This window comes from Sphingomonas naasensis, assembly GCF_004792695.1.
Lineage (GTDB): Bacteria > Pseudomonadota > Alphaproteobacteria > Sphingomonadales > Sphingomonadaceae > Sphingomonas > Sphingomonas naasensis.
Window position 1 is genome coordinate 178926 of sequence record NZ_SRXU01000001.1, and the last position, 20997, is coordinate 199922.

The following is a 20997-nucleotide window of genomic DNA, read 5'->3' on the forward strand; positions in this document are numbered from 1 at the left end:
CTATTTGTCGAGCGGCACGATCACTTCATCGGGGCGCGCGACATTGAGCTGCTTGCGGACGAGTTCGTCGACCATATCGGGGTCGGCACCGCGCTTGGGATCGAGCAGGTCGACGCGGTTCTTGAGCTCGGCGCGCTTCTTGGCGAGCGCGGCATATTCGACGTCCTTCTGCGCCAGCTCGGCCTTGATCTCGCGCGCCGCGACGATCCCGGTCGGGCCGAACACGGCGTTGTAGCCGAAGAAGCCGACGGCGATCAGCACCGCGGCGGGAAGCCCCGCACGGCGGAGAAGCGTACGAATGGGAGAGGTGCGCGCCATGGTGTTGATTCTCGCGTAACCAACCTCGTTAATCAAGGCCGCACTTTCACTTAACCGGCGGACACGCGCCCCTCCCGCGAACGGGAGGGGCGCGTGCGAGGCCGCGGTCTCAGCCCTTGAGGATCGAACGCCCCGCATAGCGCGCGGCGTCGCCCAGCTCTTCCTCGATGCGGATCAGCTGGTTGTACTTGGCGAGCCGATCCGAACGCGACAGCGAGCCGGTCTTGATCTGCCCGCAATTGGTGGCGACCGCGAGGTCGGCGATCGTCGCGTCCTCGGTCTCGCCCGAACGGTGCGACATCACCGCGGTGTAGGACGAGCGGTGCGCGAGGCTGACGGCTTCGAGCGTCTCGGTCAGCGATCCGATCTGATTGACCTTCACGAGGATCGAATTGGCAGTGCCGCCGTCGATGCCGCGCTTGAGGCGCTTGGGGTTGGTGACGAACAGATCGTCGCCAACCAGCTGGATCTTGCCGCCGAGCTTCTCGGTCAGCGCCTTCCAGCCGTCCCAATCGTCCTCGGCCATGCCGTCCTCGATCGAGAAGATCGGGTATTTGGCGACCAGCCCGGCGAGGAAATCGACATTCTCGAGGCTGGAGAAGGTCTTGCCCTCGCCCACCATCTTATACGCGCCATCCTTGTAATATTCGGTGGCGGCGCAATCGAGCGCGAGCATCACGTCGTCGCCCGGCTTGTAGCCCGCCGCCTCGATCGACGACATGATGAAGTCGAGCGCCTCGGTGGTCGAGGCGATGTTCGGCGCGAAGCCGCCTTCGTCGCCGACACTGGTCGCGAGACCCTTTTCGTGGAGCTTCTTCTTGAGCGTGTGGAAGATCTCCGAGCCGCAGCGCACCGCCTCGACGATGTTCTCGGCGCCGACCGGTACGATCATGAATTCCTGGAAGTCGATCGGATTGTCGGCATGCTCGCCGCCATTGATGATGTTCATCATCGGCACCGGCAGGACGTGCGCGTTGACCCCGCCGACATAGCGGTAGAGCGGCAGCCCGCGCGCATCGGCAGCCGCCTTGGCCGCGGCGAGGCTGACGCCGAGGATCGCGTTGGCGCCCAGCCGGCCCTTGTTCTCGGTGCCGTCGAGCTCGATCATCGCGCTATCGAGATCGGCCTGGTCCTCGGCCTCGAGGCCGAGCACCGCTTCGGCGATCTCGCCGTTGACGGCTTCGACCGCGGCCTCGACGCCCTTGCCGAGCCAGCGCGACTTGTCGCCGTCGCGCTTCTCGACCGCTTCGTGCGCGCCGGTCGAGGCGCCCGAAGGCACCGCGGCGCGGCCGAAGCTGCCGTCGTCGAGCAGCACATCGACCTCCACGGTGGGATTGCCCCGGCTGTCGAGGATCTGGCGGGCATGGATGTCGATGATTGCGGTCACGAAATGGTCTCCCTACTTAGGATATATCGGGATTGCCCGAAGGCGCGCGCGAGCCTCTAACCGCTCGCACGCCCCCGGGCAACGCAGAGGATGGAACCGGGGCGATCGGCTATGGTTCTCTGCGCGACAGACGAGAAAGGGCCGAAACCATGGCTGACGCGAAGAATTCCAAGACACCGGGCGGCGAGCAGGTCGATTTCAAGGCCGATCCGGGGCTCGAGGCGACGGCCAGCGGCACCGGCCCCGCCGCGATCAATTTCGAGGCTTCCGAGGACGTTGGCGGCGCCAGGTCCGGCGCGACGCAGCAGCTTCGCGACGAAGCGTCGAAACTCAAGGATCAGGCGGCCGAGCGCGCCCGCGCCTTTGCCGGCGAGGGCAAGGACCGTGCGACCAGCGCGCTCGACGAAGTCGCGCGGCTGATGCAGAGCGCCGCGGGCGACGTCGATGCCAAGCTCGGCGAGGAATATGGCCGCTATGCCCGTTCGGCCGCCGACGGCATCGCCGGATGGGCCGAGTCGCTGCGCGGCAAGGAAGTCGACGATCTCATCGAGGATGCGAGCGCCCTCGTCCGCAAGAGCCCCGCGATCGCGGTCGGCACCGCTGCCGCGGTCGGATTCGTGCTCGCCCGCCTGATCAAGTCGGGCATCGACGCCGCGTCCGAATCGAGTGGGCGCAAGTCACCCGAAACCAGCGACGCCTGAGAGGAAACCGGGGGGTGGACGAGCCTGAGGCACAGGAAGAAAGCATCGGCACCCTGATCGGGCGGCTGGTCGAGGACGGCAAAAGCTATGCCCGCGCCGAGATCGGCTATTATCGCACGCTCGCCGGGCGCAAACTCGCCGAGGCGAAGCTCGGGCTGATCTTCGGCGCCGCGGCGCTGGTGATCGCGCTCTGCTCGGTCACGGCGTTGCTCGTCGGGCTGATCCTGTCGCTTTCCGGTCTCGTCGGCCCCGGCTGGGCAACGTTGATCGTGATCGTCGCGGCGCTGGCGCTCGCCGGCCTGCTCGGCTGGCTGGCATATCAGCGCATCCAGCGCCTGTTCGGGAGCAAGCCATGAGCACCGACCCCGAGCTGCTCGCCGCCGAGGCGCAGGTCCAGGCCGCGCGCTCGCGCATGTTCGCCACGCTCGGCGAAGTGCAGGACCGGCTCAAGCCCACCAATCTGGCCCAGAATGCCGTCGAGAGCGCGGCGCAGGGCGTCGCCTCGACTGCGCGCAAGGGCGCGGAGATCGTGCGCAACCGCCCGCTCGCCGCGGCGGCGATCGCCGGCACCGTTGGGCTGGTCTTCGCCCGCGGCTGGATCGCCGATCTGCTCCGCCGCCGCAATGAAACCCCTGCCGCCGCCGAGGGTTTGAACCGCAAGACCGCGAAGAAAGGACGTACCCGATGAGCAACGGCAACAGCAGCGCCCCCAAGGTCGCCAATCCGAACGGCGACGCGCAGGGCCGCGCCGCCAAAGCAGCCGAATCGCTCGGCGACAATCCCGTCGCGCTTCTCGCCGGCGGCGTCGCGCTCGGCGTGGTCATCGGCATGCTGCTCCCCCGCACCGCGAAGGAGCGCGAGCTGCTCGAAGGCGTCGGCCGCTCGCTCGCCGACCGTGCCACCGCCACCGCCTCGGCGGTCAAGGACGCCGGCAAGGAGGAGATCAACGCACTCCTTCCCGGCCGCGACGCGACCAAGGAGCGCGTCACCGCGCTGTTCGGCAACATCCTCGACGCCGCCAAGGGCGCCGGCCAAAAGGCCTGAGGTCAACTCCGGGGTTGAGCGGCGGCCGCTTTGCCCGTTAAGGGCAGCGCCAACCGCTCTCCCCAGGAGGCTCAATGAGCAAGCTGCATCTCGTCTTCGGCGGTCGCGTGACCGACCCGCAGACCCTCGATTTCCAAGACCCCTCGAAGCTCGACGTCGTCGGCATCTATCCCGACTATGCCAGCGCCGAGAAGGCGTGGCGCGCCGCCGCGCAGCGCACCGTCGACGACGCCGAGATGCGCTACGTCGTCGTCCATCTCCACCGCCTGCTCGAGCCCGACCTCGACAAGCCGGCCGCCTAGGCGGCGGGCGCCTGCCGTTTGCGCCGACGGCGGAGCATCGGCCGGGCGAGCAACAGCCCCACGACGAAGCCGCCGATATGCGCGGCCACCGCGACGGCTATGCCCTCCAGCCGGAAGGCATAGCCCGCCAGCAGATTGACGCCGATCCACGCCGCGCCGAGCCACGTGGCGCGGACGAACGCGGCCGGGATCGGCCCGATGGCGACGGCGCGAGCCTGGCTGAACAGCAGCGCATAGGCGCCGAACAGCGCCGAGGCCGCCCCGCTCGCCCCGACCATCGGCACGACCGAGTCAGGATCGGGCAGCCATTGGCTCAGCGCCGCGGCATAGGCGCCGACGACATAGAGAATCAGGATGTTGCGCGCGCCGAGCCACGTCTCGCAGGCGCGTCCGGTGAAGACGAGGATCAGCATGTTGCTGAGCAGGTGGAGCAACCCGCCATGGACCAGAGTCGCGGTCAACGGGGTGAGCCAAGCCGGCACTGCCGCATAATCGGTTTCGACGCCGCTCAGCCGCGCCGGGATGAAGCCCGCGCGCATCGGCGCATCGACCCAGTCGGGGGCGAATTCGGCCGCGACGCTGACCAGCACGGTCAGCGCAGCGATCATGGCGGTAGCCGTCGGACGGCGCATCCCGGCCTCTAGCGAAACGCGGCGGTCATGCGCCCCGGTATCGCCAGGCGAGCAGCGGCCGCGCCAGCAGCATGCCCGCGACCAGCCCGAAGATCGGCGAAACCAGCCCCGTCGAGGGATCGAAGCTCCCCGCAGCGAGCGCGAGGATCAGCTGGAAGGCGATCCAGAACAGCGCGAGGCTGGCGATCTGCCCCGCCCGGCCGAAGCCGCGCCATGTCGGCAGCGCCTCGGGAACCCCGTACAGCGTGAAGTAGGCGCTGATCACCCCGAACAGCGCGGGATCCATCCCCGCGCTCGGGATCGGCGAGTGCGGCGTCAGCACCAGGCGCCCCAGCGCGCCGGCATAGCCCGCCACGACGAACAGCACGCCCAGCCCGACCGGCCCGATTGCCCGCTCGACATAGCGGCCGGCGATCAGCAGGAAGACGAGGTTGAATACTGCGGAGAGCAGGTCCGACGGCAAGAACAGCGACGCGAGCGGCGACAGCCAGAACCACGGGTCCTGGCGCCACACCCCGGAGGCGAGCTCGAGCGGCACGAAACCGAAGCCGATCGCGGCGGCCTGGAATCCGACCACCGCACCGACGAACAGCAGCGCGAACACCGAGACCGCGATCAGCGCATCGGTGAAGCGTCCGCGAGGGAGGTTGGTTACGCTCAGATGAACTCGATCCGCGAGACCAGATAATAGCGGTCGCCCGCCGGCACCGAGACCTCGACCTCGTCGTCGACCTTGCGCCCGATCAGCGCGCGGCCGATCGGCGAATTGTACGAGATGCGGCCCTTGCTCGCATCGGCCTCGGTCTCGCTGACGATCTGATACTTGATCGGCTTGTCGTCCTCGTCGAGCAAGGTCACCGTCGCGCCGAACACGATCTTGTCGCCCGAAAGCTCCTTGGGATCGATGATCTGGGCGCGGCTCAGCTTGCCCTCGATGTCCGAGATCGTCGCCTCGTTCTGGCCCTGCTGCTCCTTGGCAGCATGATATTCGGCGTTTTCCGAAAGATCGCCATGCGCGCGCGCTTCCTCGATCGCATCCACGATCAGCGGGCGCTCCGCTTTGAGGCGCTTCAGCTCGGCAGTGAGCTTCTCATAGCCCTCCTTGAGCATCGGCATCTTTTCGACCGTCGCCATTCCATTCCGCCCTTCAAACGCCTCGATCCCCAAGCGACTCCCGAGGAGCACGCCCGCACATCAACACCGATTGGGGGAGATCAATTGTGCGATTGCGAATAATAAGACTGCAGGGGGCAAACATCAAGCGTCTGCCCGATTCACGCCTCAATTCACCGCCTCGGCGAACGCTCGCCCGCATTCCGGCGAATACCGGTATCTCAGGCGATTGCACCGCGTTCGAACCATGGAATCGCGGCCTTGCCCGGGATTCCGATACGCTCAACGCCCGGCGTAGAATGCCTGGAGCGGCTTCACGTCGAGGCTCTGCTTGCCAAGCGCCGCGATCGCCCGCGCCGTCGCCACGCTCGCGGGTGCGGTGGTGAAATAGGGGATCTTCTGCGTCATCGCGGTCGCGCGGATGCTCGCCGAATCCTTGAGCGACTGCCAGCCCTCGGTGCTGTTGAAGATCAGCGCGACATCGCCGTCCTGGATCCGGTCGACGATGTGCGGCCGGCCCTGCGCGACCTTGTTGACGCGCTCGACCGCGATGCCCTGCGCCGCGAGATAATCGGCGGTGCCGCCGGTCGCGATGATCTTGAAGCCGAGATCGGCGAGGATCTGCACGCCGGGCAGCACGACGGGCTTGTCGCTGTCCTTGACGCTGACGAACAACGTGCCCGACGACGGCAGCACCGTTCCCGCGCCGAGCTGCGACTTGGCGAAGGCGGTGGCGAAATCGCTGTCGATCCCCATCACTTCGCCGGTCGACTTCATCTCGGGCGAGAGCACCGGATCAACGCCGGGGAAACGACCCCAGGGGAAGACGGCTTCCTTGACCGCGATATAGTCTATGTCGCGATCGATCTTCGGCAGATCCTTGAGCTTCTCGCCCGCCATCACCCGGCTGGCGATCTTGGCGATCGGGGTGCCTATCGCCTTGGCGACGAAGGGCACGGTCCGCGAGGCGCGCGGATTGACCTCGATGAGGTAGACCTCGCCGTCCTTGACCGCGAACTGGATGTTCATCAGCCCCTTGACCTTGAGCGCGCGCGCCAGCGCATCGGCCTGGCGCTCGATCTCGGCGATGATTGCGGCCGAGAGGCTGTAGGGTGGGATCGAGCAGGCGCTGTCGCCCGAATGGACGCCGGCTTCCTCGATATGCTGGAGCACGCCGGCAACTACGACATCGTCGCCATCCGCGATCGCATCGACATCGACTTCGATCGCGTCGCGCAGATACTGGTCGATCAGCACCGGGCTGTCGCCCGAGACCTGCACCGCGGTCTGGATATAGTCGTCGAGCTGCTGCTGGGTGTCGACGATCTCCATCGCCCGCCCGCCGAGCACATAGCTCGGCCGCATCAGCACGGGGTATCCGATCCGCTCGGCCACCGCGACCGCCTCGTCGCGGCTGCGCGCAAGGCCGTTGGCGGGCTGCTTGAGTCCGAGCCTGGCGACGAGGTTGGCGAAGCGCTCGCGATCCTCGGCGAGATCGATCGCATCGGGCGAGGTGCCGAGGATCGGGATTCCGGCATCCTCGAGCGCCTTGGCGAGGTTGAGCGGAGTCTGGCCGCCGAACTGGACGATCACGCCGACCAGCTCGCCGTTCGACTTCTCGACCTCGAGGATCTCGAGCACGTCCTCGGCGGTCAGCGGCTCGAAATAGAGCCGGTCCGAGGTGTCGTAGTCGGTGCTCACCGTCTCCGGATTGCAGTTGACCATGATCGTCTCGTAGCCGGCATCGGCGAGCGCGAAGCAGGCATGGCAGCAGCAATAATCGAACTCGATCCCCTGCCCGATCCGGTTCGGGCCGCCGCCGAGGATGACGATCTTCCTGCGATCGCTCGGCTGCGCCTCGTTCTCGGGCTCGCCGAAGCTCGGCGCCTCATAAGTCGAGTACATGTACGGCGTCTTCGCCTCGAACTCGGCCGCGCAGGTATCGATGCGCTTGAACACCGGGCGCACGCCGAGCTTGTGGCGCAGCTTGCGCACATCGGCCTCGGTCACGCCGCCGCTCATCGCCTTGGCGACCTCGCCGATCAGCCCATGGCTGCGCGCCATGCGCTCCGAGCCTTCACGCATGTTGACCGACTTGAGCGCGAGATACGCCAGACGCTTGTCGCTGAAGCCCATCGCCTTGAGCTTGCGCATCCCCGCCGCATCCTGCGGCAGCCCGCTGCGGCACACGGCTTCCTCGGCCGCGACGATCTCGGCGATCCGCTCGAGAAACCACGGATCATAGGCAGTCAGCGCCTGCACTTCTGCGACGGTGAAACCCTCGCGCAGCGCCTGCGCCGCGATCAGCAGCCGGTCGGGCGAGCGGATCGCCAGCGCCGCCTCGATCTCGTCGCGCGGCGCGCCGGCGAGGCGATCGACCTGGTTGAAGCCGCTCAGCCCGGTCTCGAGCCCGCGCAGCGCCTTCTGCATCGATTCATGGATGTTGCGGCCGATCGCCATCACTTCGCCGACCGATTTCATGGCGGTGCCCAAAGTCGCCTCGGCGCCCTTGAACTTCTCGAACGCGAAGCGCGGGATCTTGGTGACGACGTAATCGATCGTCGGCTCGAACGACGCGGGAGTCGCCCCGGTGATGTCGTTGGTGATCTCGTCGAGCGTGTATCCGACCGCCAGCTTGGCGGCGACCTTGGCGATCGGGAAGCCGGTGGCCTTGGAGGCCAGCGCCGAGGACCGCGACACGCGCGGGTTCATCTCGATGACGACGAGGCGCCCGTCCTTCGGATTCACCGCGAACTGAACGTTCGAGCCGCCCGTCTCGACGCCGATCTCGCGGAGCACCGCGATCGATGCGTTGCGCATGATCTGGTATTCCTTGTCGGTCAGCGTCAGCGCCGGCGCGACGGTGATCGAATCGCCGGTGTGCGTGCCCATCGCGTCGACATTCTCGATCGAGCAGATGATGATGGCGTTGTCCGCGCGATCGCGGACGACTTCCATCTCATATTCCTTCCAGCCGAGCAGCGATTCCTCGATCAGCACCTCAGTGGTCGGGCTCGCGTCGAGGCCCTTGCGGACGATGTCGAGGAATTCCTCGCGGTTGTAGGCGATGCCGCCGCCCGTGCCGCCGAGCGTGAAGCTCGGACGGATGATCGCGGGCAATCCGACATGCGCGAGGCCTTCGAGCGCCTCGGCTTCGGTATGGGCGATGTGCGAGCGGGCGCTTTCGAGCCCGATCCTGGTCATCGCATCCTTGAACTTGAGCCGGTCCTCGGCCTTATCGATCGCCTCGGCATCGGCGCCGATCATGATGCAGCCGAACTTGTCGAGCGTGCCGTCCTGCGCGAGCGCCAGCGCGGTATTCAGTGCGGTTTGGCCGCCCATCGTCGGCAGCACCGCATCGGGGCGCTCCTTCTCGATGATCTTGGCGACGATCGCCGGGGTGATCGGCTCGACATAGGTCGCGTCGGCGAGCTCGGGATCGGTCATGATCGTCGCCGGGTTCGAATTGACCAGGACGATGCGATAGCCCTCTTCCTTGAGCGCCTTGATCGCCTGCGTGCCCGAATAATCGAACTCGCACGCCTGGCCGATGACGATCGGTCCCGCGCCGATGACGAGGATGGAGGAGATGTCGGTGCGTTTGGGCATGTCAGGCCTGCGTATCAAAAAGTCTAATCGCGAGCGCAGCTGGGCTGCCCTCGGGCGGACACCGCACCGCGCGGGCGGTGCGATGATCGGAAGTTCGCGCTTTGGCCACGCTCATCCCCAGAAAAACATCATCAGGCTGTAGAGCGCCGCGACGACGAATATTGCACCGCCGACCCAGCCCGAAGCCATATCGAGCGTCGGCAGCTTCCAGCGGCGCGAGGCCTGATGAAGCGCGAACAATCGCTCGGACTCGGTCTGCGCGGCGGCATAGCCCTTGGCCGAAAAGGCGAAGACGAGCTGCGTTCCGTTTCGCTCACAGCGACCATAGCCGGCCTGCTCCCACGCTTTCGCGCTGGCATCGGCATGCGCGAAGCCATCTTCATCCGCCAAGGCCGACAGATCGACCCGGCGATCCGCCGAGTCGGGAACGCTGTCGACCGCTTCCATCAGGAAGCGATCGGCATCGCTGAGGGCCCTGCCCGCCATCACGCCTCCTGCCGGAGCAGACCGACGAACTTCTCGAACAGATAGAGGCTGTCCTGCGGGCCGGGGCTGGCCTCGGGATGATATTGGACGCTGAACGCCGGGCGATCGGTGAGCTCGAAGCCGCAGTTCGATCCGTCGAACAGCGAGACATGCGTCTCGCGCGCGGTTTCGGGCAGCGTCTCGCTGAGCACCGCGAAGCCGTGGTTCATGCTGGTGATCTCGACCACGCCGTCGGCAATGCGCTTGACCGGATGGTTGGCGCCGCGATGGCCCTGGAACATCTTCGAGGTCTCGCCGCCCACGGCCAGCGCGAGAAGCTGGTGGCCGAGGCAGATGCCGAACAGAGGCTTGCGCGTCTCGAGCAGGCTCCGGATCACCGGCACCGCATATTCGGCGGTCGCGGCGGGGTCGCCGGGGCCGTTCGAGAGGAAGAAGCCGTCCGGGTTGAACGACATGATCTGCTCGAAGCTCGCCTGCGCCGGCAGCACGGTCACCTTGGCGCCGGCGGCGACGAGATTGCGGAAGATGTTGCGCTTCGAGCCATAGTCGATCGCGACAATGTGAGGCCGATCATCCTCCCGCCCTTCGCCGCCATAGCCGAAGCCGAGCCGCCAGACGCCGCCCTCCCAGCCATAATGGGTCTCGGTGGTCACCGAGATGGCGAGGTCCATGCCTTCGAGTCCCGGCCATTCGCGCGCCATCTTCAGCAGCAGCGGAATGTCGAATTCGCCACTCGCCGAATGCGCGATCACGCCGTTGGGCGCGCCGGCGAGCCGGATGCGGCGGGTGAGCGCGCGGGTATCGATCCCGGCGAGGCCGATCCGCGCATGCTTCTTCATCCACTGATCGAGATGCTCGACCGCGCGGAAATTGCTCGGCTCGGTGACGTCCTCGCGGACGATCATCCCCAGCGCATGCGGATCGTCGGCCTCGATATCCTCAGGATTCGCGCCGACATTGCCGATATGCGGGAAAGTGAAATTGATGATCTGACCGGCGAAGCTCGGATCCGTCATGATCTCCTGATAGCCGGTCATCGCGGTGTGGAAGCACACTTCGCCTACGGCCTGGCCCTCGGCGCCGAATCCGCGGCCCCACACCACATCTCCAGAGGCGAGCACCAAAACCCCGGTAGCTCCTTCGGGCGCGGCAATAGGCTTGGCGTCGGCCACTGTGGCGGGCACTCCTGTGTCTGGTCTGGCGATGTCGCTAAGTCGCGGCGGCTAGACCCCCTGCCCCCTCGCGTCAACCGCCTGTCGCAGCTAGACGGGGATATTCCCGATTCACGAGAGAGCAAATGATCCGAGACGACATCAAGACCGCATTGGTGACTGCCATGAAGGGCGGCGACAAGGAAGGCACCGCGGCGATCCGCCTGATCCAGAGCGCGATCAAGAATCGCGACATCGAGCTGCGCACCGGCACCGCCCCCGCCGATGACGATGCGCTGGTGGTCGAAGTGCTTCAGAAAATGGTCAAGCAGCGCCGCGAATCGATCGAGATGTACGAGAAAGGCGGCCGTCAGGAGCTCGCCGATGTCGAAAAGGCCGAAGTCGCGGTGATCGAGCGCTTCCTGCCCCAGCAGATGAGCGAAGACGAGACCCGCGCCGCGATCGAATCGATCAAGGCGGAGCTCGGCGCCTCAGGGATGAAGGACATGGGCCGCGTCATGGGCGAGCTCAAGGCACGCCACGCGACCACGCTCGACATGAGCAAGGCGAGCGGGCTGGTGAAGGCGGCGCTGAGCTGAGGTGAGCCTTACTCCCGCCTTTCTCGACGAACTGCGTGCCCGGACCCTGCTGTCCGGCCTAATCGCCAAGACGACCAAGCTGCAAAAGGCCGGGCGCGAGTTCCGCGCCTGCTGCCCGTTCCACAACGAGAGGACGCCGAGCTTCTACGTCAACGACGACAAGGGCTTCTACCATTGCTTCGGCTGCGGCGCGCATGGCGATGCGATCCGCTGGATGACCGATCAACGCGGGCTACCGTTCATCGACGCGGTCAAGGAGCTTGTCGCCGCGGCCGGCATGGAGATGCCCGAGCAGGACCGCCGCTCGGCCGAGAAGGCCGAGCGCGCCAAGGGCCTGCACGAGGCGATGGCCGACGCGGCAAAATGGTTCGCCGAACGGCTGGGCGGCATCGAAGGCGCCGAGGCGCGCGCGGTGCTGCGGAAACGCGGCATCGCCGAGGAGACCGCGCGCAGCTTCGGGCTGGGCTTCGCTCCCGATTCGCGCGGCAAACTCAAGGAAGCGCTCAAGAGCTATGGCGATGCGATGCTGGTCGAGGCCGGCATGCTGATCCAGGTCGAGGAAAAGGAGCCGTACGACCGGTTCCGCGGCCGGTTGATGATCCCGATCCGCGACGTCCGTGGGCGGGTGATCGCGTTCGGCGGGCGGATCATCGGCGGCGGCGAGCCCAAATATCTCAACTCCCCCGAGACGCCGCTCTTCGACAAGGGGCGCACGCTCTACAATCTCGACCGCGCGCAGGCCGCCGCGCGCAAGACCGGCCGGATCCTCGCGGTCGAAGGCTATATGGACGTGATCGCGCTCGCCCAGGCCGGGTTCGAGGAAGCGGTCGCCCCGCTCGGCACCGCGCTCACCGAGCATCAGCTCGAACGGCTGTGGCGGATGGCCGATGTGCCGCTGCTTTGCTTCGATGGCGACTCGGCGGGGCAGAAAGCCGCGCTGCGCGCCGCGCACCGTGCCTTGCCGATGCTGCAGCCCGGCCGCAGCCTCGCCTTCGTCACTTTGCCCGACGGGCTCGATCCCGACGATCTGGTGCGGACGCGGGGGGGCGGCGCCTTCGAGGCGCTGCTCAAGGCACCGCAGCCGCTGGTCGACCGGCTCTGGCAGTCCGAGGTCGCCGCCGAGCCGCTCGACACGCCCGAGCAGCGCGCCGGGCTCAAGCGCCGGCTGGCGACGCTCGCCGAGAGCATCGCCGACGCCAATGTGAAGCACGAATATCTCGCCGAGTTCCGCGCCCGCGCCGACGCGCATTTCGGCCGCGGCCCGCGCAGCTTCGACGCGCGCCCGCAGCGCGGCGCACCCGCTCCACGCGGCAAACGCGATCGCCGCGGCAACTGGCAGCCGCCCGAGCCGCCTCCTTCCGCCACCGCGCGCAGCCTCGGCGCCGCCGGGCTCGACCCGATCCTCGCCCGCGCCGTGCTCGCCGGGCTGATCCGCCACCCGGCCGAAATCGCGCGCCACATGGAGGTGCTGGGCTCGCTGCGCAGCGCCTCGGGCGCGCTCGGCAAGCTGTTCGAGGCGGTTATCGACGTTGCGCTGGAGGACCGGCAGCTTGATAGCGGCAAAGTCCTCACCATATTGGCGCGGTCCGGATTTGATTCTGTGGCGAGCGATCTTCTGCGGGCGGACACGCTGCCCTTCTCTTTCACCCGCAATCAGGCGGACGAAGCGAAGGCGCGCGACGACCTCAACGAGGCGATCGCGGTGATGGTGGCGCAGCCGGTCGTGGACGCGGCGCTCGCCGAGGCCACCGCGGCGCTGAGCAGGGACGGCTCGGAGGCAGCTTTCACGCGGCAGGTGGCACTTTCGCGCAAGCGGCAGGAACTCCAGGCGCGGCTTGCGAATCTGATGCTTGCGGACGAAGACGATTTCGATGATTAGAGGCGGCGTATAATAGCCGCCATCTGGATTTCCGAGGGATTTGATGGCCAAGGCGAACATGGCGGACGTCACCGACAGCAACGAGGCGGGTGACGCGCCGCTGATCGATCTCAACGAGGGCACGCTCAAGAAGCTTGTCGCCCGCGCGAAGAAGCGCGGCTACATCACCGTCGATCAGCTCAACGAGATGCTCCCGCAGGACCAGATGTCCTCGGAGCAGATCGAGGACGTGATGTCGGCGCTCAACGACATGGGCATCAACGTCGTCGAGAACGAGGATGCCGGCGAGGACGCCGAGCCCGAGGAAGAGGTCGAGGAAGTCGACGCTTCGGACGGCCAGGACGATTCCGCCCCCGCCTTCGAGACCAAGAAGAAGGAAACCGTCGATCGCACCGACGATCCGGTGCGCATGTATCTGCGCGAGATGGGCGCCGTGGAGCTGCTGTCGCGCGAAGGCGAGATCGCGATCGCCAAGCGAATCGAGGCCGGCCGCGACACGATGATCCTCGGACTCTGCGAGTCGCCGATCACCTTCAACGCGATCATCGGCTGGTCGAACGCCCTCAACGAAGGCACGATGCAGCTGCGCGAGATCCTCGATCTCGACGCGATGCTCTCCAAGGGTCCGTCGGCCGAGCAGGTCGAGGGCGCCGAGGACGATGATTCGGGCGAGATCAGCGAGAAGACCGCCGGCACCTCGTTCAAGGAAGAGGAAGACGTCGAGGAAGTCGCCGAGGAGGAGGACGAGGACTCGATGACCGAGCGCCGCGCCCCGCGGATCTCGGACGACGAGGAAGAGGACAACACCCTCAGCCTCGCCCAGATGGAGGAGACGCTCAAGCCGCAGGCGCTCGAGAAGTTCGCCAACATCACCTCGGTCTACAAGAAATTCTCCAAGGTCCAGCAGCAGCGGCTCGACGCGATGGCGGCGGGCGGCGAGCTGCCGGTCGCCGAGGAGCGCAAGTATCAGAAGCTGCGCGAGGAGCTCACCGCCGAGGTCGAGAGCGTCCAGTTCCACCAGGCGAAGATCGAGTATCTCGTCGACCAGCTCTACAGCTTCAACCGGCGCCTGACGACGCTGGGCGGCCAGATGCTGCGCCTCGCCGAGCGCCACAAGGTCAACCGCAAGGATTTCCTCGACCGCTACGTCCATCACGAGCTCGACGAGAACTGGCTCCAGGCGGTTGGCGGCATCGACAAGAAATGGGCGGCGTTCGCGGCTAATGAAGCGGCCGCGGTCGACCGTATCCGCGTCGAGATTTCGGAGATCAGCCAGCAGACCGGCATGGCGCTCGCCGAATTCCGCCGCATCGTCAACATGGTGCAGAAGGGCGAGCGCGAGGCTCGCATCGCGAAGAAGGAGATGGTCGAGGCCAATCTCCGCCTCGTGATCTCGATCGCCAAGAAGTACACCAATCGCGGTCTGCAGTTCCTCGACTTGATCCAGGAAGGCAATATCGGCCTGATGAAGGCCGTCGATAAGTTCGAATATCGCCGCGGCTACAAGTTCAGCACCTATGCGACGTGGTGGATCCGCCAGGCGATCACGCGCTCGATCGCCGATCAGGCACGCACGATCCGTATCCCGGTCCACATGATCGAGACGATCAACAAGCTGGTCCGCACCAGCCGCCAGTTCCTCCACGAGCAGGGCCGCGAGCCCACGCCAGAGGAAATGGCCGAGCGCCTGAGCATGCCGCTCGAGAAGGTGCGCAAGGTGATGAAGATCGCCAAGGAGCCGATCAGCCTGGAGACGCCGATCGGCGACGAGGAAGATTCGCATCTCGGCGATTTCATCGAGGACAAGAACGCCGTCATCCCGGTCGATGCCGCGATCCAGGCGAACCTCAAGGAAACGGTCACCCGCGTGCTCGCCAGCCTCACCCCGCGTGAGGAGCGCGTGCTGCGCATGCGCTTCGGCATCGGCATGAACACCGATCACACGCTCGAGGAAGTCGGCCAGCAGTTCAGCGTGACGCGCGAGCGCATCCGCCAGATCGAGGCGAAGGCGCTGCGCAAGCTCAAGCATCCGAGCCGCTCGCGCAAGATGCGGTCGTTCCTCGACCAGTAGACGCGACGATTCAGAACTGAAAAAACGAACACCCCCGGAATCGCTTCCGGGGGTGTTCTGGTCTTCGAGATGGGCATCCCTGAATTCGCCCATCCAACGCTTTCTGTCGCTCAAGCGACCGCCAAACGCTCCTCCCCCCGGATCGAAAACCGAGCGATCACCGGCGCTTGTCTCGCCCCCCGACGAGTCAGCTGCCCTGCGAACGATGGCTTTGCGATAGCGGATCGCGGACGCGCAGGCGTTGAACGAGCGTCGCGCCGGCTTGTGCGGTCGTTTCACGCCCGCACCATTAACTGTGAAACAACCAACCGCGCTCGAGGCTATCTCGGAACGGCCCGCCACACCGCTGCCGCCACGCCCCCGCCGCCGACGCTGAAGGCGGGACTGTCATCCTGCCCGTCGAGACGAAGCACGAGCGCCGCGCTCAGCGGCGAGCCGCGACGGCGCGGCTTGGGCCGGGCGTTCATCACATCGTCCACGGCATAGCTGGCGCCGGCACGCGCGGTGACCTGCGGCAAGGTCGCGCCCGGCCCCCACCGCGTCGGCGTCGACAGCTCGGCCGCGCGCTTCGGCACGGGCTCGGCGAGCAATGTCAGGCGCGGCACGGGTTTCGGCTGCGCGCTTGCGGCAGGAAGGGTGAAAGGCTGCAGCCCCGACGCGACGGGAGTCCGCTTGTCGCGGGCCGCCCAGAGCGGCGCATGCGCCGCCAGCGTGTTCGCCGCCGTCTTGAGAATGGGCTGCGGACGCTCTCCCGCCAATGCGGGTATCGCCGCGCAACCGAGCACCAGTCCCATGGTCAGGACATTCCGCATCGCTTTCCCCAAAGCAGCGAAGACCAGGAGAGGATGACGCGGATCGGCGAAACACGCAATCGGCTTCGCCTCACTCCGCCTCATTTTGCCTTCATTGCGCCGTAAGGGCTTCGAAAGCTTGAGGGGTAAGCGGACGTTCGAACTCGAGGCCTGCCTCGAAATCATGGACCCAGACGATCCGCGCGGCGCGCGGGCCGATCCTGGGGAGCGCGAGCCAGATCATCGCGCCGACGCGAAGCTCGGAATAGGTTTGCAACCGCGCGCCGCGGACAGAGAGGTCGACGACCTTGCAAAGCGCCCGGCCGAGACCGTCGCGGCCGATCCGCGCGTCCAGCGACACCGGCGCACGCACGCTCCTGCGCTGGCCCGGCGTATCCGCGGGGGCGAATTCAGCGGCAAACGGCGCGGATTTGGGCGCGATAGCCATGCCGCGAGGCTAGGCGGCGAGCGCTAACAGCGCGTTAACGAAGCGATCCCGACACCGCCGCCCCACGCGAACCCGTTGGTTCAGCGACAGGCTTCGGCGCGCGCCGGGATCACTGCTGTCTCGATGCGCCACCTTTCGGCGGCGACGATTACTTCTTGCCGAGCGAGAGCCCGCCGAAGCGCTTGTTGAAGCGCGCGACCTGGCCGCCCTGATCGAGCATCTGGCCACGACCACCGGTCCAGGCGGGGTGCGCCAGCGGATCGATGTCGAGCGTCATCAGATCGCCTTCCTTGCCCCAGGTCGAGCGAGTCTCGAACACGGTGCCGTCGGTCATCTGGACCTTGATCAGGTGGTAATCGGGATGCGTGTCTTTTTTCACGATCGAATTCCTTCAAATGCCGCCGGTTACCGACCGGCAGCGGACGCGCGCGGTTAGCAGAGGCAGGGCCGTCACGCAACCTCGGTACGTACCCGCCATCGCGTCGGGCGAGGCGAATCGCGCTGGTCGCGAACGGGCCGAACCGGCCAGCGCGATCGTTGTGCTCAGGCTTTGGGTGGATCCGCGATCATCGCGGTGAATTCGCATTCGGTGGCGACTTCGCCGTCGAGCAGCGCCTTGCCGGCGAACTTGCACACGCGCGAGCGCTTCTGGACGAACTCGACCTCGAGGCGGAGCAACACGCCAGGCTCGACCGGCTTGCGGAACTTCACGCCGTCGATCGACATGAAATAGACGAGCTTGCCCGAGCCGGCGAGGCCGAGGCTCTCGACCGCGAGCACACCGGCGGCCTGCGCCAGCGCCTCGACCTGGAGCACCCCGGGCATGATCGGACGCCCGGGGAAATGCCCCTGGAAGAATTCCTCGTTCATCGACACCGCCTTGATCGCGACGATGCGCTGGTCGACGACCAGCTCCTCGACGCGATCGACGAGCAGCATCGGGTAACGATGCGGCAACGCCGCCATCACCCGCTGGATGTCCAACGGACCGATGGAAGCGTTGCCGGTTTCGGTCTCGCTCAACGCGGCTCGGCCGGCTTCGCGGGTGCGGTGCCGGCGGCCGGTGCGGCGCCCTGCTGCTGCGCAGCCGCGGCCTGCTGATAGGCCTGGATCTGCGCTGCCTGCGCGATCTGCTGCTGGATCGCCAGCGTCTCGCGCGACGGCTGCCAGTTGGCCGGCGGTTGGATGCTCACCGTCGGCGCGACCTTGTCGATCTCGGCGGTGATCGCCTGGCTGATATTGGCCGAGTCGGGCGCGTACATGAAGACTTCCGGCGACAGCACGACGTTGATCTTGCGCGCATTGACCACCTTGAGCTGCGCGGCGTCATACTGACGCAGCACCGACTCGATCGCGAACAGCTCGGCACGCGCCGCCGGGTTGCTCAGGCGGGCGAGATCGGTCTGGGCGTTGGTCTGCGCGGTGCGGATCTTCTCGATCGCGGGATTCTTGGCGGTCTGGGCGGCGCGGCCCTCTTCCTCGCTGACCTTGCCGTCCTTGTTGGTGTCGAGCTGGGCGACGAGCGGCTTGAGCTCGGTCTCGAGCGCGGCACGGCGCTGCTGCATCTGATCGAACGCCGCCTTGTAGGTCGTCGAGATCTGCTGGTTCGCCGCGGCAAACGCCTTCGAGCTGGCGACGACGCTGGTCGGGTTCGCATAGGCGATGCCGCCTGACTGGGCCTGCGCGGGCGTGGCGATGGCGAGCGCCGCCGGTGCGGCGAGCAGCGCGGCAACAATGGTCTTCTTGATAAACATCAGAACTGGGTCCCTACATTGAATGTCACAAGCTTGGTATCGTCGCCATCGACCGTCACGAGCGTCTTTGCGACGTCGATGCGCAGCGGTCCGAACGGCGAATTCCAGTTGACGCCGAAGCCCACCGAGATGCGCGGCCTGGCGGAATCGCCGAGGAAGCGCTCATAGAAGGGGGCGGTCTGAATATTGTAGATGGGGTTGATCGACGTGCCGGTGCACGCCGTCGGCGACGTGCCGAAGCCCACCGAGCAGGGCGTCGAGGTCGAAACCCCCGTCGTCGGATCGGTGAACACGTAGAGCTGGTTGCCGCTCGCATCCTTCTGGAAATTATCCTTCGGAAGCAGCGTCGGCGAGCCGTCCGCGTTGAACAGCAGCTTACCCGCGGAGTCGGTCGCCTGGGTGAACTCGATGGTCTTGCCCGGCCGGGTGATGCCGAACAGGCTGCCCGCCATCACGAAGATCGACGGCCGCAGACCCATCTCCGCCGCGCCGGCACCGAGCGGAATCTCGAGCTCGGCCTTGGTCAGGTAATAGGCCTTGCCGCCGAGCGCGTCGTCGATGATCTGGTCGCGATCGGTGATCAGCGCCTGCGTACCTGCCAGCGGATCGCCGGTGAAGCCGATGCGCTGGACGCGCGGGCCGACGCCGCGAATGTCGAAGCCGCGGAACTGCGGCTCGCCGAGATAGAAGCGGTCGGTGATGCGCACCGGATCGCTGCCCGCCGTCTTCGACTTTTCGAGGCTGTGGATATAGCCGCCCTCGGCCGAGACCGAGAAGATGAAGCCGCTGCCGACATTCCAGTATTTGTCGCCCTCGGCACGCGCGCGGACATATTTCACGTCGCCGCCGAGGCCGGCGAAATCGGTGCCGATGCTCAGGCGCTGGCCGCGGGTCGGACGCAGACGGCTGTTGAGGCTGTCATAGATCAGCGAAAGCCCGACCAGCGACGTGATGCGGTTGCCCACCGCCTCGCAATAATAGCGCCCGGCCTTGGTCGGATCGCAAACGCCGTTGGTGTAGAAGGAATCCTTGTCGAGCGTCACGTCGTCCTGACGCAGCGTGTAGCGGCCCGACAGCGTCCAATATTCGGTCAGCGGCAGGCCGGCGACCAGCTGGAAGCCCGTCGCGACCTGGCTGTAGGTCGTGCTGCGATCGCTGCCGATATAGTTGAACGCGTTGTAATCCTGCCGAAACACCGTCCCGCCCAGCGCGATGTTGGTGTCGAACAGATAGGGCTCGGTGAAGCCCAATTCGACCGACTTGGAATAGCTCGAATAATCGACCGAGGCCGACACCGTCTGGCCCATGCCGCGGAAGTTGCGCTGGCGGATCGACGCCTGAAGGATGAAGCGCTCGAGGCTCGAGAAGCCGGCCGAGAGCGTCAGTTCGCCGTTCGGGCGTTCCTCGACATTGGCCTTGAGCACGATGCGGTCCGGCGCCGAGCCCTCGGCGCGCTCGATCTCGAACTTGTCCTGGAAATAGCCGAGCGAGTTGATGCGATCCTGCGAGCGCTTGACGAGGAAGGTGTTGAACGCGTCGCCTTCCGCCACGCGGAACTCGCGGCGGATCACCTTGTCCTGCGTCTGCCGGTTACCCGTGATCTCGATCCGCTCGATATAGGTGCGGTTCGATTCGCCGATGTTGAAGTTCATCGACATGGTGAGCTTTTCGCGGTCGCGCTCGAACTGCGGCGTGACGTCGGCGAAGGCATAGCCGAAGGCGCCCGCGGTCTCGCTCAACTGCTCGACCGTGTCCTCGACGGCCTTGGCATTATACCATTGGCCTTCCTTGATGCTGAGCGCGGAGGCCAGCCGCTTGTCGTCGAAGTCGCGGATCGCGCTGTCGACCTTGACCGGCCCGAATTTGTAGCGCGGGCCTTCCTCGACCACATAGGTGATGATGAAGTCGCGCTTGTCCGGGGTGAGCTCGGCCACCGCCGAGATCACGCGGAAATCGGCATAGCCTTCGGTCAGATAGAACTGGCGCAGCTTCTGCTGGTCGTAGGCGAGACGATCCTGATCGTACGAGGTGTTCGAGCTCAGCAGATGCGCGAGACCGGCGGTCTTGGTCGCCATCTCGCCGCGCAGCTTGCCGTCGGAGAACACCTCGTTTCCGATGATGTTGATCTGGCGAACCTTGGACTTGGGGCCCTCGGTGATCTCGAAGATCACGTCGACGCGGTTCTGGTCGAGGCTGACCATCTTGGGCTCGATCCGCGCGGCGAAGCGGCCCTGCCGGCGATAGAGCTCGATGATCCGGGCGACGTCGGCGCGGACGGCGGTGCGCGTGAAGATCTGGCGCGGCGCCAGCTTCACTTCCTTCTGGATCTTGTCGTTCTTGAGGCGCTTGTTGCCCTCGTAGATCACCCGGTTGATCACCGGATTCTCGCGAACCTTGATCACCAGATCGCCGCCGGTGGTGTCGATCGAGACGTCGGCGAGCAATTCCGAGGCGAGCAGATCCTTGATCGCCTGGTCGACGGTCTCGTTGGTGAAGGAGTCGCCGACGCGGAGACGCGTGTAGGAGAGCACCGTTTCCGGCTCGAGCCGCTGCGATCCCTCGACCCGGATCGAGCGGATGGTGCGCACCTCCTGCACCGGGGCGGGCGGCGCGACGGCGGTCTGCGGCGCTGCCGCAGGCGGGGTCTGGGCGGGCGCGGTCTGCGCATGCGCAAGGCCCGAGAGCATGGTGCCCGCGAGAAGCAGCGCAGTG

At 66.3% G+C, this 20997-nt stretch carries 22 protein-coding genes; 8 read left to right on the forward strand and 14 right to left on the reverse strand.

Annotation, left to right across the window (positions count from 1 at the left end):
• Both E5A74_RS00950 and eno read right to left on the reverse strand, forming a co-directional pair.
• The gene (locus E5A74_RS00950) at positions 1-318 is read right to left on the reverse strand and encodes an FtsB family cell division protein (protein ID WP_135981937.1); all 318 of its coding nucleotides are present in this window, start codon (positions 316-318) and stop codon (positions 1-3) included.
• 109 nt (positions 319-427) lie between these two features.
• Positions 428-1705, reverse strand: a complete 1278-nt coding sequence (gene eno / locus E5A74_RS00955) for a phosphopyruvate hydratase (RefSeq protein WP_135981939.1) — start codon at positions 1703-1705, stop codon at positions 428-430.
• A 149-nt stretch (positions 1706-1854) separates the two neighbouring features.
• On the opposite strand from eno, the gene E5A74_RS21080 reads away from it, so the two are divergent.
• The 5 genes from E5A74_RS21080 (at position 1855) to E5A74_RS00980 (ending at position 3752) form a co-directional block, all read left to right on the forward strand.
• Positions 1855-2406 (forward strand): hypothetical protein, encoded by a 552-nt coding sequence (locus tag E5A74_RS21080; protein ID WP_206365734.1) that lies wholly within the window; start codon positions 1855-1857, stop codon positions 2404-2406.
• 14 nt (positions 2407-2420) lie between these two features.
• Positions 2421-2762, forward strand: coding sequence for a phage holin family protein (locus E5A74_RS00965; RefSeq protein WP_135981941.1), 342 nt, complete (start codon positions 2421-2423; stop codon positions 2760-2762).
• Positions 2759-3094: a DUF3618 domain-containing protein gene (locus tag E5A74_RS00970; protein WP_135981943.1), complete on the forward strand. Its 336-nt coding sequence runs from the start codon at positions 2759-2761 to the stop codon at positions 3092-3094. Before E5A74_RS00965 ends, E5A74_RS00970 begins: the two co-directional genes overlap by 4 nt.
• Positions 3091-3450 carry a hypothetical protein gene (locus tag E5A74_RS00975; RefSeq protein WP_206365735.1) on the forward strand — a complete coding sequence of 120 codons (360 nt, stop codon included), beginning with the start codon at positions 3091-3093 and terminating at the stop codon, positions 3448-3450. The genes E5A74_RS00970 and E5A74_RS00975 overlap by 4 nt, the downstream gene beginning before the upstream one ends.
• Positions 3451-3524: 74 nt before the next feature.
• Positions 3525-3752 (forward strand): DUF4170 domain-containing protein, encoded by a 228-nt coding sequence (locus E5A74_RS00980; protein ID WP_135981945.1) that lies wholly within the window; start codon positions 3525-3527, stop codon positions 3750-3752.
• Here E5A74_RS00980 and E5A74_RS00985 read toward each other — a convergent pair.
• The 6 genes from E5A74_RS00985 to carA all read right to left on the reverse strand — a co-directional run bounded on the left by E5A74_RS00985 (position 3749) and on the right by carA (position 10764).
• The gene (locus E5A74_RS00985; RefSeq protein ID WP_240699587.1) at positions 3749-4360 is read right to left on the reverse strand and encodes a rhomboid family intramembrane serine protease; all 612 of its coding nucleotides are present in this window, start codon (positions 4358-4360) and stop codon (positions 3749-3751) included. The two genes, E5A74_RS00980 and E5A74_RS00985, sit on opposite strands and share 4 nt — an antisense overlap.
• A gap of 49 nt (positions 4361-4409) precedes the next feature.
• The gene (locus E5A74_RS00990) at positions 4410-4988 is read right to left on the reverse strand and encodes a rhomboid family intramembrane serine protease (RefSeq protein WP_166745556.1); all 579 of its coding nucleotides are present in this window, start codon (positions 4986-4988) and stop codon (positions 4410-4412) included.
• Positions 4989-5041: 53 nt separating this feature from the next.
• Complete coding sequence (gene greA, locus E5A74_RS00995) at positions 5042-5518, reverse strand: transcription elongation factor GreA (protein WP_135981951.1); 477 nt, start codon at positions 5516-5518, stop codon at positions 5042-5044.
• 261 nt (positions 5519-5779) lie between these two features.
• Complete coding sequence (gene carB, locus E5A74_RS01000) at positions 5780-9106, reverse strand: carbamoyl-phosphate synthase large subunit (protein ID WP_135981953.1); 3327 nt, start codon at positions 9104-9106, stop codon at positions 5780-5782.
• A gap of 111 nt (positions 9107-9217) precedes the next feature.
• Positions 9218-9592, reverse strand: a complete 375-nt coding sequence (locus tag E5A74_RS01005; RefSeq protein WP_135981955.1) for a hypothetical protein — start codon at positions 9590-9592, stop codon at positions 9218-9220.
• Positions 9592-10764 carry a glutamine-hydrolyzing carbamoyl-phosphate synthase small subunit gene (gene carA, locus E5A74_RS01010; RefSeq protein ID WP_135981957.1) on the reverse strand — a complete coding sequence of 391 codons (1173 nt, stop codon included), beginning with the start codon at positions 10762-10764 and terminating at the stop codon, positions 9592-9594. Before carA ends, E5A74_RS01005 begins: the two co-directional genes overlap by 1 nt.
• A gap of 125 nt (positions 10765-10889) precedes the next feature.
• Here carA and E5A74_RS01015 point away from each other — a divergent pair, with 125 nt between their 5' ends.
• Genes E5A74_RS01015 through rpoD form a run of 3 tightly spaced genes read left to right on the forward strand, consistent with a single transcriptional unit; the run spans position 10890 to position 15292 of the window.
• Positions 10890-11342 carry a GatB/YqeY domain-containing protein gene (locus tag E5A74_RS01015; RefSeq protein ID WP_135981959.1) on the forward strand — a complete coding sequence of 151 codons (453 nt, stop codon included), beginning with the start codon at positions 10890-10892 and terminating at the stop codon, positions 11340-11342.
• Between the two features lies 1 nt (position 11343).
• On the forward strand, positions 11344-13221 hold the full coding sequence (gene dnaG, locus E5A74_RS01020; protein ID WP_135981961.1) for a DNA primase: 1878 nt from the start codon (positions 11344-11346) through the stop codon (positions 13219-13221).
• A 43-nt stretch (positions 13222-13264) separates the two neighbouring features.
• The gene (gene rpoD, locus E5A74_RS01025) at positions 13265-15292 is read left to right on the forward strand and encodes an RNA polymerase sigma factor RpoD (RefSeq protein WP_135981963.1); all 2028 of its coding nucleotides are present in this window, start codon (positions 13265-13267) and stop codon (positions 15290-15292) included.
• Between the two features lie 320 nt (positions 15293-15612).
• Here rpoD and E5A74_RS01030 read toward each other — a convergent pair whose 3' ends face one another.
• The 6 genes from E5A74_RS01030 to bamA all read right to left on the reverse strand — a co-directional run bounded on the left by E5A74_RS01030 (position 15613) and on the right by bamA (position 20972).
• Positions 15613-16104: a hypothetical protein gene (locus tag E5A74_RS01030; protein WP_135981965.1), complete on the reverse strand. Its 492-nt coding sequence runs from the start codon at positions 16102-16104 to the stop codon at positions 15613-15615.
• 91 nt (positions 16105-16195) lie between these two features.
• On the reverse strand, positions 16196-16531 hold the full coding sequence (locus E5A74_RS01035; protein WP_135981968.1) for a PilZ domain-containing protein: 336 nt from the start codon (positions 16529-16531) through the stop codon (positions 16196-16198).
• Between the two features lie 148 nt (positions 16532-16679).
• Entirely contained in the window at positions 16680-16910 is a 231-nt protein-coding gene (rpmE, locus tag E5A74_RS01040; protein WP_135981970.1) for a 50S ribosomal protein L31, read from the reverse strand.
• 164 nt (positions 16911-17074) lie between these two features.
• On the reverse strand, positions 17075-17554 hold the full coding sequence (gene fabZ, locus E5A74_RS01045) for a 3-hydroxyacyl-ACP dehydratase FabZ (protein WP_135981972.1): 480 nt from the start codon (positions 17552-17554) through the stop codon (positions 17075-17077).
• On the reverse strand, positions 17551-18285 hold the full coding sequence (locus E5A74_RS01050) for an OmpH/Skp family outer membrane protein (RefSeq protein WP_135981974.1): 735 nt from the start codon (positions 18283-18285) through the stop codon (positions 17551-17553). The genes fabZ and E5A74_RS01050 overlap by 4 nt, the downstream gene beginning before the upstream one ends.
• Positions 18285-20972, reverse strand: coding sequence for an outer membrane protein assembly factor BamA (bamA, locus tag E5A74_RS01055; RefSeq protein ID WP_135983156.1), 2688 nt, complete (start codon positions 20970-20972; stop codon positions 18285-18287). The genes E5A74_RS01050 and bamA overlap by 1 nt, the downstream gene beginning before the upstream one ends.
• Between the last annotated feature and the right edge of the window lie 25 nt (positions 20973-20997).

Coding starts and splice junctions, on each gene's coding strand:
- E5A74_RS00950 (WP_135981937.1), bottom strand. CDS start 318: ATGGCGCGCACCTCTCCCATTCGTACGCTTCTCCGCCGTGCGGGGCTT.
- E5A74_RS00985 (WP_240699587.1), bottom strand. CDS start 4,360: ATGATCGCTGCGCTGACCGTGCTGGTCAGCGTCGCGGCCGAATTCGCC.
- E5A74_RS00975 (WP_206365735.1), top strand. CDS start 3,091: ATGAGCAACGGCAACAGCAGCGCCCCCAAGGTCGCCAATCCGAACGGC.
- E5A74_RS00980 (WP_135981945.1), top strand. CDS start 3,525: ATGAGCAAGCTGCATCTCGTCTTCGGCGGTCGCGTGACCGACCCGCAG.
- E5A74_RS00970 (WP_135981943.1), top strand. CDS start 2,759: ATGAGCACCGACCCCGAGCTGCTCGCCGCCGAGGCGCAGGTCCAGGCC.
- E5A74_RS01030 (WP_135981965.1), bottom strand. CDS start 16,104: ATGCGGAATGTCCTGACCATGGGACTGGTGCTCGGTTGCGCGGCGATA.
- E5A74_RS01035 (WP_135981968.1), bottom strand. CDS start 16,531: ATGGCTATCGCGCCCAAATCCGCGCCGTTTGCCGCTGAATTCGCCCCC.
- E5A74_RS01050 (WP_135981974.1), bottom strand. CDS start 18,285: ATGTTTATCAAGAAGACCATTGTTGCCGCGCTGCTCGCCGCACCGGCG.
- E5A74_RS01015 (WP_135981959.1), top strand. CDS start 10,890: ATGATCCGAGACGACATCAAGACCGCATTGGTGACTGCCATGAAGGGC.
- rpoD (WP_135981963.1), top strand. CDS start 13,265: ATGGCCAAGGCGAACATGGCGGACGTCACCGACAGCAACGAGGCGGGT.
- E5A74_RS01005 (WP_135981955.1), bottom strand. CDS start 9,592: ATGGCGGGCAGGGCCCTCAGCGATGCCGATCGCTTCCTGATGGAAGCG.
- bamA (WP_135983156.1), bottom strand. CDS start 20,972: ATGCTCTCGGGCCTTGCGCATGCGCAGACCGCGCCCGCCCAGACCCCG.
- E5A74_RS21080 (WP_206365734.1), top strand. CDS start 1,855: ATGGCTGACGCGAAGAATTCCAAGACACCGGGCGGCGAGCAGGTCGAT.
- greA (WP_135981951.1), bottom strand. CDS start 5,518: ATGGCGACGGTCGAAAAGATGCCGATGCTCAAGGAGGGCTATGAGAAG.
- carB (WP_135981953.1), bottom strand. CDS start 9,106: ATGCCCAAACGCACCGACATCTCCTCCATCCTCGTCATCGGCGCGGGA.